Origin of the sequence: Haematobacter missouriensis (genome assembly GCF_000740775.1) — a bacterium.
GTDB classification, from domain to species: domain Bacteria; phylum Pseudomonadota; class Alphaproteobacteria; order Rhodobacterales; family Rhodobacteraceae; genus Haematobacter; species Haematobacter missouriensis.
Genome location: NZ_JFGS01000001.1, coordinates 37,949 through 50,931 on the forward strand (window position 1 = coordinate 37,949; position 12,983 = coordinate 50,931).

The window sequence follows — 12,983 nt, forward strand, 5'->3', positions numbered from 1 at the left end:
ACCATCTAGGTCATGCAGGGGCCGCCCGCAATGCGCCGGTTTGCCAAGTTTGCCCGTGACGGTTAGGGAGGGGCAAACGGAGAGCACGATGACGGAACTCGAAGCAGGCGAAACCCGGCCCGGCGTGGTCGTCACGGGGGTATCGGGGCGGATGGGGCGGACGCTCGCCGCCCTGGTGCTCGACAGCCCGGAGTTGCGGCTGGTCGGCTGTCTGGAGCGGCCCGGCGGCGCCGGGGTGGGCGAGGATGTCGGCCGTCTGCTGGGTCGCGATCCGGTAGGTGTGCTTGTGGAGGATGACCCGCTTCCCGCATTCGCCCGCGCGCAGGCGGTGATCGACTTCACCTCACCTGCCGCCACGGTGGAATTCGCGGCGCTGGCCGCGCAGGCCCGTGCCGTCCATGTCATCGGGACCACCGGTCTGGAGGCGGGTGATCTTGCCAAGATCGCCGCCGCCGCGCGCCATGCGACGATCATCCGCGCGGGCAACATGAGCCTTGGGGTGAACCTCCTGCTCGGCCTGACCCGCAAGGTGGCGCAGGCGCTGGGGCCGGAGTTCGATATCGAGATCGTGGAGATGCACCATCGCCACAAGGTCGATGCACCTTCCGGTACCGCGCTGATGCTGGGGGACGCGGCGGCGGAGGGACGCGGCGTTGCGCTCGCCGAGGTCTCCGACCGGGGACGCGATGGAATTACCGGGCCCCGGGAGCCGGGCCATATCGGGTTTTCCGCCGTACGGGGCGGTGATGTCGTGGGTGAACATGACGTCATCTTTGCCGGTCCGGGGGAGCGGCTGATTCTGCGCCATGTCGCGACGGACCGTGCGATCTTCGCACGCGGAGCGCTCCGCGCGGCGCTTTGGGGGCAGGGGAAAGCGCCCGGCGAATACACGATGGCCGACGTTCTCGGGCTCTAGCGCTTCAGGAGTTCCTCCACCCACGGGGGCACGATTTCGGTGGCGCGGCCCTGCCGCGTCTCGTCGAAATCCGTATGGATGGCCGAGGCTTCGAGGTTGAGTTCGATCGTATGTGCCCCAGCACGGGCCGCATCCTGCACGAAGGCCGCTGCCGGATAGACATTGCCAGACGTGCCGATGGCGACAAAGATCTCGGCCTTCCGGAGCGCCGTCCAGATTTCCTCCATGTGGTATGGGTATTCCCCGAACCATACGATATCCGGGCGTCCGGCCGGGGCGCCGCAGGCGGGACAGACCTCCTCCACCGCCATGACCGCAGGTGCTGGCCAGCGATGGCCGCAGGCCGCACAGAGTGCGCCTTCCAGCGATCCGTGCATATGCAGCACATTCCGTGATCCCGCACGTTCATGCAGGGTATCCACGTTTTGTGTGACGATCATCACCTCCCCTGGCAGCATCGCCTCCAGGCGCGCGAGGGCTGCATGTGCAAGATTGGGCACCGCCGCGCGGGAAGTACGGCGTCGGTCGTTGTAGAAGTCCTGCACGAGACGTGGATTGCGGGTGAAGGCTTCGGGTGTCGCCACATCCTCAATGCGATGATCTTCCCAAAGCCCGTCGGAGGCGCGAAAGGTTCTGAGCCCGCTTTCTGCAGAGATACCCGCTCCGGTCAGGATGACGATACGCATTTTTATACTCCTGTAGCCGATAGTTATAAATATTTATACGTTCAGCGCGGATTTCACTTTATGGTTAACGGTTACGTGTTAATGTGAATTCACGGTCATCGTACTTTGTATTTTCGGAGTTTTATAAAATGACCCCCGCTTCCATTTTTGCGACTACCGCCACTCTCGTTTTGCTGTCTCCTCTTGCGGTCAACGCGGCTGTCATCCGCGTGACTGAGGATAACTTCACGGCAGCAGCCGGAAAGCTTACATTTTCCGAATTCGCTGTCGGGACGGAAAATCCTGTATACGCCCCCGCCGACTATGGCGGTGGTGCGGGTTCTCCCACGGTCTATACCGGTGGATACTTCACTGGCCAGTCGATCAGCCCCAACCCCGGCACCGACTGCCCCGGCGCTTCGCCCACCGGATGCGTCATCGGCTCCCCTACGGGACCGCTGTCGCTGGACGCCTCCGCCCCGCCCGCGTTCATCACGACGGACGGCGCTTTCCCCACCTCTCCGACCCTGAGCGGCACGCCCCGCTTCAACGGGCCGGTCGCCCTTCTGTTCAGTGAGGATCAGACAGGCGTTGGCTTTGAGGCAGGTTATTTCGATGCCGTAGGCAGCACTGGTATCACCGCCTTCGCGCGTGACGGCTCCATCCTTGGAACCGTCGTGAACACCACGATCGGGATCGAGTTCCTCGGCCTCGTTACAGACGACCTGAAACCGGCGATCGCCGGGGTGTTCCTCGATCTCGTCGGCAATGAACCCGCGGGCTACAATATCGACAACGTGCGCTTCGGTGTGGGTGATGAAATCATCCCGCCGCCGATTTCGCCGGTGCCGCTGCCGGCGGCGCTGCCGCTGTCCCTTGCGGGGCTTGGGGCCATCGCCCTTTTCCGGCGCCGCAAGGACGCCTGAATATCCGTATGAACTGTGGCAAGGGCGTCCTCCGGGGCGCCCTTTCGCTTTTCGCGGCTTGTGCGATGGCGGGTCGCGTGCTGCAGTGACTGGGTACAACTGGAGGGCGTTTATGCCGGTCAAGCGCATCCTTTTCGTGTGCCATGGCAATCTCTGCCGCTCCCCGCTGGCGGAAGGGGTTTTCCGCCGGATTGCTGGAGAGGCGGGGCTGGCCGTGGTGGCGGACAGTGCTGGCACCGGCGTATGGACAGAGGGCGCGTTGCCCGATCTGCGTGCCTTCGACGCGGCGGAGGCGCGGGGCTACAACCTTGAAGGCATCCGGTCACGGAGGCTCTGTGAGGAGGACTTCTCCGCCTTCGATCATTTGATCGTGATGGACAGGGCCAATCTGGCTGTCGTTCGCCGACTCGCACCGGCAGGGTCACGGGCGGACAGCGACCTGCTGCTCAGACACGCGGGGCGATGGCTCCGCGTGCAGGTTCCTGACCCCTTCATGGACGGTCGGTTCGAATACGCGCTCGATCTCATCGAACGCGGTTGCCGGGGTCTTGTCGCTTCGCTTCAGCGGAAAGCGGCGGCTCAGCGCGAGCAGTATGTTTCCGCGGCGCTGCCGAAACTGCGGTAGCGCGTCCAGAATTCGTTGTCGGACGTCTTCTTGGACACGCGCACTTCCTGCGCTTCGTTCGGATCCTTGAAGAACCGGGCTGCGCGACGCTGATCGGAGCCGGAGAGGGTCATGTCGGCAACCTGCTGGATGCAGTTGCACATGGCACCCGCGCGCGCGCCGCGGTCGGAGCCCAGGCAGGCGTTTTCTATCGTCCCGCGCGCTTCTGCTCCGGTCGCAAGGGAAAGACCGGAGACGGCCATGCCGATGGCCAGAATCACGTATTTCATGCTGCTGTCCTCGTTCGCCTTAGGGGTGGCGTTGTCTCGCCGCCCGGATTTGTTGATCTAGTGACGCTAGCACGGCCCGAGTATTTTCGCCACCTTTCCGTGCATCCCGACATGCAGTGGGGCAGGGCGTCGCCGCCACCAGATCGGGCCTCCGGTGCGGCTCGGATACGCGCGAATCAGACGCCCGCTTGACCGCTCCTCGAAACCCGCTCATATGGCGCCATGACCGAGCTTTCGCTGATCCGCAACTTCTCCATCGTGGCCCATATCGACCACGGCAAATCCACCCTCGCCGACCGGCTGATCCAGCTCACCGGCACGGTGGCTGAGCGCGATATGAAGGCACAGCTTCTCGACTCGATGGATATCGAGCGCGAGCGGGGGATCACAATCAAGGCCAATACCGTGCGGATCGACTATCCGGCGAAGGACGGCAAGACTTACATCCTGAACCTGATCGACACGCCCGGCCACGTGGACTTCGCCTACGAAGTCTCGCGCTCCATGCGCGCGGTGGAGGGGTCGCTCCTCGTCGTCGACGCGACGCAGGGGGTGGAAGCGCAGACGCTCGCCAATGTCTATCAGGCTATCGACGCGGGGCACGAGATCGTGCCGGTGCTGAACAAGATCGACCTCCCCGCTTCCGACCCCGAGCGGGTGAAGGAGCAGATCGAGGATGTGATCGGCATCGACGCTTCCGACGCTGTGCCGATTTCCGCCAAGACAGGTCTGGGGATCCCCGAGGTGCTGGAGGCCATCGTTCACCGCCTGCCCGCACCGAAAGGCGACCGGGATGCACCGCTGAAGGCGATGCTGGTCGATTCGTGGTATGATCCCTACCTCGGCGTTGTCGTCATGATCCGGGTGATGGATGGGGTCATCCGCAAGGGTGATCGGATCAAGATGATGCAGACCGGCGCGCTTTACGGCGTGGACAAGCTCGCCGTGCTCAAGCCGCAGATGGTGGATATCGCGGAGCTCGGGCCAGGTGAGATCGGCGTGCTTACCGCTTCCATCAAGCAGGTGCGCGATACCCGCGTGGGCGACACGATCACCCATGAGCGAAAGGGCACTGACAAACCGCTTCCGGGGTTCAAGCCCGCGCAGCCTGTGGTGTTCTGCGGCCTGTTCCCGGTGGACAGTTCCGAGTTCGAGGCGCTGCGCGACGCCATCGAGAAGCTGGCGCTGAACGATGCCTCCTTCAGCTACGAGATGGAGACCTCCGCCGCGCTCGGGTTCGGGTTCCGCTGCGGGTTCCTCGGGTTGCTGCACCTCGAAGTGATCCGCGACCGGCTGGAACGGGAATACGACATCGACCTGATCACCACCGCGCCGTCGGTGGTCTATCATGTCTATATGCGCGACGGTTCCATGATGGAGCTGCACAACCCGGCCGACATGCCCGATCTGACCCATGTGGATCATATCGAGGAGCCGCGGATCAAGGCGACGATCCTCGTCCCAGACGAATATCTGGGGGACGTGCTGAAGCTCTGCCAGGACCGGCGGGGCGAGCAACTCGACCTCTCCTATGCGGGGAGCCGGGCTATGGTGGTCTATGACCTGCCGCTGAACGAAGTGGTCTTCGACTTCTACGACCGGTTGAAATCAGTGACGAAGGGCTACGCCTCGTTCGACTACCAGATGGCCGGTTACCGTGAAGATTCCCTCGTCAAGATGCAGGTGCTGGTGAACGATGAACCGGTGGACGCGCTCTCCATCATGGTGCATCGCGACCGCGCGGAAACGCGGGGGAGGGCGATGGTGGAGAAGCTGAAGGAGCTGATCCCCCGGCACATGTTCAAGATCCCGATCCAGGCGGCCATCGGTGGGCGCGTCATCGCGCGGGAGACGATCTCCGCCATGCGCAAGGATGTGACGGCCAAATGCTACGGCGGTGACGTGACGCGGAAGAAGAAACTGCTCGAGAAGCAGAAGGCCGGGAAGAAGAAGATGCGGCAGTTCGGCAAGGTCGAAATCCCCCAGCAGGCCTTTATCAACGCGCTGAAGATGGACAACTGATTGCGCTATGCGCCTCGCCGGCTCTTCCGGGCCGTGAGGGTTGGCCGAAAACTGCGGTTCCGGGCGGCGGAGTTCTCAGGTGCAGAGCATGCCCGGCCGGTCCTGTAGCCGCAGGACCATGTCCCAACGGTCGAGCCCGTCGCCGAAACCATCGGGCGTGACCGCGGCGGCAATGAAGCCGAAGCGCTCATAAAAGGCGTGGGTGTGCTGGCTTGTGGCGAGAGCAACCTCCGTTATGCCCGGCAGGCGACGGGCGAGCGTCAGCCGCGCTTCCGTCAGCTTCCTTCCCAGCCCCTTGCGGTGCTCGGCGCGATCCACCATGCCCCACGTGAGAATGGCCCGATGCGCTTCCGCATCGACCGACAAGCCACCGCAGGCCAGGATCCTCTCATCGGACAGCAGCACCACGTAGGTCGCGGGGTCCATGGTGCGCAGATGGGTTTCAAACGCATCCCTTTCCGACACCGCAAAGAACCCGGGCACATTGCTGTCGAATATGGCAAGGCAGGCGGCCGTGTCTGTGGGGAGCCAATGACGGTCGGCGATGTTCTCCAGCACGGGGTTCCCCCATGTCCTTGCCATGAAAAAAGGGCTGCCCGCGGGGCAGCCCTCTCTCATTCTGTCATGCGGCTCACATCTGGGACTGGGCCTTCCGTGCCTCCCCGGTCAGGGCGGCGCCCCCGGACTGGATGTCATGCCCCGCACCTGCCATGGTGTTGCAGGCGGCGATGGCAAGGACGGCAAGCAACGGCAGAAGGCGAAGCGAGCTTTTCATGTGGAATACTCCTTTCGAATGCTGCCGTCTAACATTCGGGAACGGGCATGGGTTCCCGGTCAGGAAAGAAATTTCTCGACCGCGGCCTCAACCTCGCGCGGACGTTCTGCGTGGAGCCAGTGACCGGCCCCGGCGATCTCCTCGAACACCGCGTTCGGGAACAGCTCCTGAATGCGCGCGTGCATCTCCGGGCGAACGTAACGGGACTCTGCTCCACTGAGAAACAGGGCAGGGCCGTCGAACTGGCCGGAGACATCCGGGAAGCCTACGGCATTCGGCATGCCACGTTCCAGTTCCTCAAGATTCAGCTTCCAGCGCGGGCCGCCCTCTGCGCGGAGGTCTAGCGACTGGAGCAGGAAGGCGCGCGTCCCGGCGTCTTCGACATCCGCCGCCAATCGCTTGTCCGCCTCACCGCGCGTGGTGAGTTCGGTAAGGTCCAGGCCCCTCATCGCGTCGATCAGCGGCTGCTGCGTGTGATGATAGGCGACGGGGGCAATATCGGCCACGACGAGCCTGCGGATCAGTTCCGGCGCCTGCAGCGCCAGCACCATCGACGCCTTGCCGCCCATGGAGTGCCCCAGCACATCGGCCCGCCCGCCATGCGCGCGGATCACCTCGGCTATATCGGCGGCCATGGAGGGATAATCATGTGGTGCGGCCCAGGCGCTGTCGCCGTGGTTGCGCTGGTCAACCGCGATGACCTGACGCCCCGCCGACAGGCGCTTGGCAATGACATTCCAGTTCCGCGCGGAGCCGAATAGGCCATGCACGATGACAAGCGGGGTGGTCTTGGCCGGTTCGCCGGTGATGATCGTATTCAGCATATCCGGGTAGATATCGCCTGCCAAGCGATCCGCCAAGGGGTTGTTGTGGCGGGGCGACGCACTAGCTGACTCACGGAAACGCGAGGCAGGGCGATGCATAGGACAGGTGACAGGGAGGGCGATATTTCCACGCTTCTGTCGCGGCGTACGGGGCTGCACGGCCGGACCCTGTCGGACAAGCTCTCGCACGCTCGGGGAGTGATCCCCGGCTATGTGCGCAAGGAGGTCGGTCTTTTGGCGGAGGCGGAGCGGCTCCGGGGCCACCCGAAGCTCGCCGGACGGATCGCGGAGCGTGATCTCGACCACGCCTATCGCGTCTGCCGGGGGTATCTGGAAGGGCGGGACCGGCGGCGTCTCCGCCGGTCCCGCTTTCTCGACTGGCTGGCCGGGCTGGCCTTTCAGTTTCTGCTGCTCGCGCTGCTCATCGGCGCCGTGCTGGTCTGGCGCGGCTTTCTGTAGATCAGAGCGTCGGGTAAAGCGGGAAGCGTCCGCAGAGGGCGGCCACTTCGGCCTTTACCTTGGCTTCCACATCGGCATTGCCGGTGTCGCCGTTTGCCGACAGGCCGTCGGTCACCTCGACGATCCAGCGCGCGATCTGGCGGAACTCCTCCTCGGCAAAGCCCCGCGTGGTGCCCGCCGGTGTGCCCAGCCGCACGCCCGAGGTCACGAAAGGTTTTTCCGGGTCGAAGGGCACACCGTTCTTGTTGCAGGTGATATGCGCGCGGCCGAGAGCGGCTTCCGCAGCCTTGCCCGTCACATGCTTGGGGCGCAGGTCGGCCAGCATCAGGTGGTTGTCCGTGCCGCCGGAGACGATGTCGATTCCGCCCTTCTGCAGCTCGTCGGCCATCGCCTTCGCGTTCTTTACGATCTGCGCGGCGTAGGTCTTGAATTCGGGGCGCAGCGCCTCGCCAAGAGCCACCGCCTTAGCGGCGATCACATGCATGAGCGGGCCACCCTGAAGCCCCGGGAACACAGCAGAGTTGATCTTCTTGGCGATATCCTCATCGTTGGTGAGGATCATCCCGCCCCGGGGGCCGCGCAGCGACTTGTGTGTGGTGGTGGTCACCACATGCGCATGCGGCACGGGCGAGGGATGCTGCCCACCGGCGACCAGGCCCGCGATATGGGCCATGTCCACCATCAGCCATGCGCCAACCTCATCGGCGATCCTGCGGAACTCGGCCCAGTCCCAGATGCGGGAATAGGCGGTGCCGCCGGCGACGATCAGTTTCGGTTTGTGCTCATGCGCAGAGGCCCGGATCGCCTCCATGTCCAGAAGCTGGTCCTGCTTGCGCACACCATAGGAGACGACGTTGAACCACTTGCCAGACATGTTGACTGGGGAACCATGCGTCAGGTGCCCGCCCGAGTTCAGGTCGAGGCCCATGAACGTGTCGCCCGGCTGGAGCAGGGCGAGGAACACCGCCTGGTTCATCTGGCTGCCGGAATTCGGCTGCACGTTGGCGAACTTCGCGCCGAACAGCTCCTTGGCGCGTTCGATCGCCAGCGTCTCGACGATATCCACATACTGGCAGCCGCCGTAGTAGCGCTTGCCCGGATAGCCTTCGGCATATTTGTTGGTCAGCACCGAACCCTGCGCTTCGAGCACGGCGAGCGAAACGATGTTCTCGGAGGCGATCAGTTCGATCTCCTCCCGCTGCCGACCCAGCTCCTTGCCGATCGCGCCGAAAATCTCGGGATCGCGCGCTTCGAGTTGTTCGGTGAAGAAGCCGCTGTCGCGGATCGCTGCGGTCATGGGTGCCACTCCCTGCGGGTGCTGAAAGATGGGCGCTTTTAACGCAAGCCTCTCCGCGCCGAAAGCGGTAATGCGCCGCTTTTCCGCCCGAGCCGCTTGCCAACGGATTGCGGGCGGGCGAAGACAACGGGGCAGGGGGACAGAATGACTGACAGGAGGCGGATCGCCTTTCTCGCTTCGACTTCCGATCTCGCGCAGGATGCGCGGGAGCGGCTGGTCGCGCGCTACGGCGATGCCCCGGTAGAGGCCGCCGATGTGATTGTGGCGCTCGGGGGAGACGGGTTCATGCTCCAGACGCTGCACGGTACGCAGCATCTCTCCGTCCCGGTCTACGGCATGAACTGCGGCACGGTCGGTTTCCTGATGAACGAATTCGTGGAGACAGGGCTGCCCCGTCGCCTCGCCGATGCGGAGGAGGAGGTCATCAACCCGCTCGCCATGACGGCGGAGGATGCCGCGGGCCGCATACACGAGGCGCTGGCCATCAACGAAGTCTCCCTCCTCCGCGCCGGACCGCAGGCGGCCAAGCTGCGAATCACGGTGGATGGCAAGGTGCGCATGGAGGAGCTGATCTGCGACGGCGCGCTTGTCGCGACGCCTGCGGGTTCCACCGCATACAACTATTCAGCGCATGGTCCGATCCTGCCAATTGGCTCCGCCGTGCTTGCCCTGACGCCGATGGCGGCATTCCGGCCGCGCCGTTGGCGGGGGGCGTTGCTGCCCCGAACTGCAACCGTCCGGTTCGATGTGCTGGAACCTCAGAAGCGCCCGGTGATGGCTGACAGCGATGGAAGGTCCGTGCGCGACGTGCTCTGGGTCTCTGTCCGCTCAGACCCAGCGGTGCGCCACCGCATCCTGTTCGATCCCGGCCATGGGCTGGAAGAACGGCTTATCCGTGAACAATTCGTCTGAGGACCGACATGACCAAGCGCTTTGGAGATCCCGTCGCCGACTGGACCGCTGCCCGGAAGCCGGAGGCGACACCGTTGGCGGGCCGATACGCACGGCTCGAACGGCTGGAGGAGGACGCCCATGCCGCCCCGCTCCACGCGGCGAACGGGGCGGATGACGCGATCTGGGATTACCTTCCCTACGGGCCTTTCGCCACGGCGGAGGAGTACGGAAGATGGGTGCGTGACGTGTCGGCGCTGGAGGATCCGTTCTTCTTCGCCATCCTTGACCTGGATCGGGAAAGCACCCCCGCCGGCGTGGCCAGCTTCCTGCGCATCACGCCGGAGGTGGGCACCATCGAGATCGGACACATCAACCTCTCCTCGCCGTTGCAGGGGCGGCGCGCGGCGACCGAGGCACTGTCGCTGATGATCGGCTGGGCCTTCGATGCGGGCTATCGCCGGGTGGAGTGGAAATGCGACAGTTTCAACCTGCCCTCCCGGCGGGCGGCGGCCCGGCTGGGTTTCAGCTACGAGGGGACATTCCGCCAGGCGACCATCACGAAGGGCCGCAACCGCGATACGGCATGGTTCGCCATCATCGACAAGGACTGGCCGGACATACGCGCTGCCCACGCCGCCTGGCTTGATCCCGGCAATTTCTCGGCGGACGGGTGCCAGAAGACGCGGCTTTCGGACCTGACCAAACCGCTGCTGGTCGCCCGCGACCCCGGCGCCGCGGGGTGAGACGCGCCCCGGAGATTGCACCACGCGGCCCCCGCGTGTAAGAGCGGCACCCAGAAAACCGCCGGAGAAGGCAGGAGGAACGAGCATGCGCAGGGTCGTCGTCACGGGTCTCGGACTGGTCACACCGCTGGCGTCGGGAGTGGAAGAAACGTGGTCCCGGCTGTTGGCGGGGGAGTCGGGGGCAGGCCCCATCACGCGGTTCGATACCGCCGGCCTCGCCACGACCTATGCCTGCGAAGTGCCCTATGGCGACGGCACGGACGGAACGTTCAACCCCGACGACTGGATGGAGCCGAAGGAGCAGCGCAAGGTCGACACCTTCATTCTCTACGGCATGGCCGCCGCCACGCAGGCGATCCGCGACAGCGGCTGGGAGCCAGCGACCGAGGAGGACAAGGAGCGGACGGGAGTAATGATCGGCTCCGGCATCGGCGGGCTGAACTCCATCGCGGAAACCGCGCTGCTTATCAAGGACAAGGGTCCGCGCCGCGTATCGCCCTTCTTCATTCCGGGCGCGCTCATCAACCTTGTCTCCGGACAGGTGTCTATCCGCTTCGGCTTCAAGGGGCCGAACCATTCCGTCGTCACCGCCTGCTCCACCGGCGCCCATGCCATCGGTGATGCTGCGCGGCTCATCATGCTCGGCGATGCCGATGTGATGGTCGCGGGTGGGGCCGAGGCCGCGATCTGCCAGATCGGCATCGCGGGCTTCAACGCCTGCAAGGCGCTTTCCACCAAACGGGCAGACGATCCGAAATCCGCCTCCCGCCCCTATGACGCGGATCGCGACGGCTTTGTCATGGGCGAAGGCGCGGGCATCGTGGTGCTGGAGGAATACGAGCACGCCAAGGCGCGCGGCGCGAAGATCTATGCCGAGGTTCTGGGCTACGGCCTCTCCGGCGACGCCTACCACATCACCGCACCCGCGGAGGATGGCGACGGGGGCTTCCGGTCCATGAAGGCCGCGCTGAACCGGGCCGGGATGCAACCCTCCGATATCGACTACATCAACGCGCATGGAACCTCGACCATGGCGGATACGATCGAACTCGGCGCGGTGGAGCGGCTGATGGGCGATGCGGCCGCCTCCGCGACCATGTCCTCCACCAAGTCTTCGATCGGCCATCTGCTCGGTGCGGCCGGGTCGGTGGAAGCGATCTTCTGCATTCTCGCGATCCGTGATCAGGTGGCGCCGCCGACGATCAATCTCGACAATCCGGCAGTGGAGCCGAAACTCGACCTTGCGCCGAACAAAGCGGTGAAGCGCAAGATCGACGTGGCGCTCTCCAACTCCTTCGGGTTCGGCGGCACGAATGCGTCGCTGGTGATGGGGCGGGTGACCGGCTGATGTGGCGCAATATCGCCTCCAACGCGCTGACGCTGTTCATCGTGCTTCTGGCGGTGGTGGCGGGCATCGTGGCCTGGGGTAAGCGGGAGTTCACCGGGCAGGGGCCGCTTGCGCAGGCGATCTGCTTTCAGGTGCCCCGTGGCGCCTCCATGAGCACTGTCGCCGAACGTCTGGCCGATCAGGGAGCGATCTCTCACGCGGCCATTTTCCGCCTTGGCGCGAACTACCGGGACCAGTCGGGCAACCTCAAGTTCGGCTCGTATCTCATCCCCCCTGGCGCCCCGATGGAAGCCATCCTCCAGAGCCTTACGCAGGCCGGACAGAGCACCTGCGGGACGGAGATCAACTACCGCATCGGCGTCCTTGTCGCCGATACCGTGGTTCGGGAACTTGACCCGACAACCAACCGCTACGTGGAAGTGGTGAAGTTCGACCCCGCGACGGAAGCGGCTCCGGCGAAATATGTCGATCTCGCCCAGGGGCAGGACGTGCGCTTTCGCGTGACACTGGCCGAAGGCGTGACGAGCTGGCAGGTGGTCGAGGCGCTGAAACGTGCGGAGTTCCTCTCGGGCGAGGTGGGCACGGTCCCTGCGGAGGGGTCGCTTTCCCCTGACAGCTATGAGGTGACCCGCGGCGGCAACCGGGCACAGCTCATCGGCCAGATGGAGAACCGGCAGGCGGCGACGCTGGCGGAACTCTGGGCCAACCGCGCCGAAGGTCTGCCTTACAGCACACCAGAGGAGGCCCTCGTCATGGCTTCCATCGTGGAAAAGGAAACCGCACTGCCGGAGGAGCGCGGCCGCGTCGCCAGCGTGTTCGTAAACCGTCTCGAACAGGGGATGCGGCTCCAGACCGACCCGACGGTGATCTATGGCGTCACGCAGGGGAAAGGCGCTCTTGGGCGTGGCCTGAGGCAGAGCGAGCTGCGGCGGGCTACCCCGTACAATACCTATGTCATCGAAGGGTTGCCGCCTACGCCCATCGCCAATCCGGGCCGGCTGTCGATCGAGGCCGCGCTGAACCCCGAGCAGACGACGTACCTCTTCTTCGTCGCGGATGGCACGGGGGGGCACGCCTTCGCCACTACCTTGCAGGAACATAACCGCAATGTCGCCCGCTGGCGCGAGATCGAGCGGACGCAGGGCCTGCCGCCGGATGCGACAGGGACCAATATCGGCGGCGCGGATCAGTAGTTCGATGCCTGCGACCGGGCGGGCGGG

General features: G+C 64.8%; 15 protein-coding genes. 9 read left to right on the forward strand and 6 right to left on the reverse strand.

The window, feature by feature from the left end:
- The first annotated feature begins 88 nt into the window (after positions 1-88).
- Positions 89-916: a 4-hydroxy-tetrahydrodipicolinate reductase gene (gene dapB, locus CG51_RS00180; protein WP_035740671.1), complete on the forward strand. Its 828-nt coding sequence runs from the start codon at positions 89-91 to the stop codon at positions 914-916.
- Here the strand turns inward: dapB and CG51_RS00185 are convergent.
- On the reverse strand, positions 913-1,602 hold the full coding sequence (locus tag CG51_RS00185) for an NAD-dependent deacylase (protein WP_035740673.1): 690 nt from the start codon (positions 1,600-1,602) through the stop codon (positions 913-915). The genes dapB and CG51_RS00185 overlap by 4 nt on opposite strands.
- A 128-nt stretch (positions 1,603-1,730) precedes the next feature.
- Here CG51_RS00185 and CG51_RS00190 point away from each other — a divergent pair, with 128 nt between their 5' ends.
- Positions 1,731-2,507 (forward strand): VPLPA-CTERM sorting domain-containing protein, encoded by a 777-nt coding sequence (locus tag CG51_RS00190; protein ID WP_051929944.1) that lies wholly within the window; start codon positions 1,731-1,733, stop codon positions 2,505-2,507.
- A 112-nt stretch (positions 2,508-2,619) separates the two neighbouring features.
- Positions 2,620-3,132: a low molecular weight protein-tyrosine-phosphatase gene (locus CG51_RS00195; protein WP_051929945.1), complete on the forward strand. Its 513-nt coding sequence runs from the start codon at positions 2,620-2,622 to the stop codon at positions 3,130-3,132.
- Here the strand turns inward: CG51_RS00195 and CG51_RS00200 are convergent.
- Positions 3,087-3,401, reverse strand: a complete 315-nt coding sequence (locus tag CG51_RS00200; protein WP_035740674.1) for a hypothetical protein — start codon at positions 3,399-3,401, stop codon at positions 3,087-3,089. The two genes, CG51_RS00195 and CG51_RS00200, sit on opposite strands and share 46 nt — an antisense overlap.
- 222 nt (positions 3,402-3,623) lie before the next feature.
- On the opposite strand from CG51_RS00200, the gene lepA reads away from it, so the two are divergent.
- Entirely contained in the window at positions 3,624-5,423 is a 1,800-nt protein-coding gene (lepA, locus tag CG51_RS00205) for a translation elongation factor 4 (RefSeq protein WP_035740675.1), read from the forward strand.
- A gap of 75 nt (positions 5,424-5,498) precedes the next feature.
- Here lepA and CG51_RS00210 read toward each other — a convergent pair whose 3' ends face one another.
- The 3 genes from CG51_RS00210 to CG51_RS00215 form a co-directional block, all read right to left on the reverse strand.
- Positions 5,499-5,981: a GNAT family N-acetyltransferase gene (locus CG51_RS00210; protein WP_233141364.1), complete on the reverse strand. Its 483-nt coding sequence runs from the start codon at positions 5,979-5,981 to the stop codon at positions 5,499-5,501.
- A gap of 73 nt (positions 5,982-6,054) precedes the next feature.
- Positions 6,055-6,198: an entericidin A/B family lipoprotein gene (locus CG51_RS19325; protein WP_084694959.1), complete on the reverse strand. Its 144-nt coding sequence runs from the start codon at positions 6,196-6,198 to the stop codon at positions 6,055-6,057.
- A gap of 59 nt (positions 6,199-6,257) precedes the next feature.
- Complete coding sequence (locus CG51_RS00215; protein ID WP_035741213.1) at positions 6,258-7,022, reverse strand: alpha/beta fold hydrolase; 765 nt, start codon at positions 7,020-7,022, stop codon at positions 6,258-6,260.
- Between the two features lie 93 nt (positions 7,023-7,115).
- Between CG51_RS00215 and CG51_RS00220 the strand changes: the two genes are divergently transcribed.
- Complete coding sequence (locus CG51_RS00220) at positions 7,116-7,481, forward strand: hypothetical protein (protein WP_035740676.1); 366 nt, start codon at positions 7,116-7,118, stop codon at positions 7,479-7,481.
- A gap of 1 nt (position 7,482) precedes the next feature.
- On the opposite strand, the gene glyA is transcribed toward CG51_RS00220, so the two are convergent.
- A complete protein-coding gene (glyA, locus tag CG51_RS00225) occupies positions 7,483-8,778 on the reverse strand; it encodes a serine hydroxymethyltransferase (protein ID WP_035740677.1) in 1,296 nt (431 codons plus the stop codon).
- Between the two features lie 144 nt (positions 8,779-8,922).
- On the opposite strand from glyA, the gene CG51_RS00230 reads away from it, so the two are divergent.
- The 4 genes from CG51_RS00230 (at position 8,923) to mltG (ending at position 12,956) form a co-directional block, all read left to right on the forward strand.
- Positions 8,923-9,690, forward strand: coding sequence for an NAD kinase (locus tag CG51_RS00230; protein WP_035740678.1), 768 nt, complete (start codon positions 8,923-8,925; stop codon positions 9,688-9,690).
- Positions 9,691-9,698: 8 nt separating this feature from the next.
- A complete protein-coding gene (locus CG51_RS00235; RefSeq protein ID WP_035740679.1) occupies positions 9,699-10,415 on the forward strand; it encodes a GNAT family N-acetyltransferase in 717 nt (238 codons plus the stop codon).
- Between the two features lie 85 nt (positions 10,416-10,500).
- Positions 10,501-11,763 carry a beta-ketoacyl-ACP synthase II gene (gene fabF / locus CG51_RS00240; RefSeq protein WP_035740680.1) on the forward strand — a complete coding sequence of 421 codons (1,263 nt, stop codon included), beginning with the start codon at positions 10,501-10,503 and terminating at the stop codon, positions 11,761-11,763.
- Positions 11,763-12,956, forward strand: a complete 1,194-nt coding sequence (mltG, locus tag CG51_RS00245) for an endolytic transglycosylase MltG (RefSeq protein ID WP_051929947.1) — start codon at positions 11,763-11,765, stop codon at positions 12,954-12,956. Before fabF ends, mltG begins: the two co-directional genes overlap by 1 nt.
- Positions 12,957-12,983: the final 27 nt, after the last annotated feature.

Excerpts from the sequence above, each read along its gene's own strand:
- CG51_RS00220 (WP_035740676.1), top strand. The coding sequence starts at position 7,116 with ATGCATAGGACAGGTGACAGGGAGGGCGATATTTCCACGCTTCTGTCG.
- glyA (WP_035740677.1), bottom strand. The coding sequence starts at position 8,778 with ATGACCGCAGCGATCCGCGACAGCGGCTTCTTCACCGAACAACTCGAA.
- lepA (WP_035740675.1), top strand. The coding sequence starts at position 3,624 with ATGACCGAGCTTTCGCTGATCCGCAACTTCTCCATCGTGGCCCATATC.
- CG51_RS19325 (WP_084694959.1), bottom strand. The coding sequence starts at position 6,198 with ATGAAAAGCTCGCTTCGCCTTCTGCCGTTGCTTGCCGTCCTTGCCATC.
- fabF (WP_035740680.1), top strand. The coding sequence starts at position 10,501 with ATGCGCAGGGTCGTCGTCACGGGTCTCGGACTGGTCACACCGCTGGCG.
- CG51_RS00235 (WP_035740679.1), top strand. The coding sequence starts at position 9,699 with ATGACCAAGCGCTTTGGAGATCCCGTCGCCGACTGGACCGCTGCCCGG.
- mltG (WP_051929947.1), top strand. The coding sequence starts at position 11,763 with ATGTGGCGCAATATCGCCTCCAACGCGCTGACGCTGTTCATCGTGCTT.
- CG51_RS00230 (WP_035740678.1), top strand. The coding sequence starts at position 8,923 with ATGACTGACAGGAGGCGGATCGCCTTTCTCGCTTCGACTTCCGATCTC.
- CG51_RS00215 (WP_035741213.1), bottom strand. The coding sequence starts at position 7,022 with ATGCTGAATACGATCATCACCGGCGAACCGGCCAAGACCACCCCGCTT.
- dapB (WP_035740671.1), top strand. The coding sequence starts at position 89 with ATGACGGAACTCGAAGCAGGCGAAACCCGGCCCGGCGTGGTCGTCACG.
- CG51_RS00200 (WP_035740674.1), bottom strand. The coding sequence starts at position 3,401 with ATGAAATACGTGATTCTGGCCATCGGCATGGCCGTCTCCGGTCTTTCC.
- CG51_RS00190 (WP_051929944.1), top strand. The coding sequence starts at position 1,731 with ATGACCCCCGCTTCCATTTTTGCGACTACCGCCACTCTCGTTTTGCTG.
- CG51_RS00185 (WP_035740673.1), bottom strand. The coding sequence starts at position 1,602 with ATGCGTATCGTCATCCTGACCGGAGCGGGTATCTCTGCAGAAAGCGGG.
- CG51_RS00195 (WP_051929945.1), top strand. The coding sequence starts at position 2,620 with ATGCCGGTCAAGCGCATCCTTTTCGTGTGCCATGGCAATCTCTGCCGC.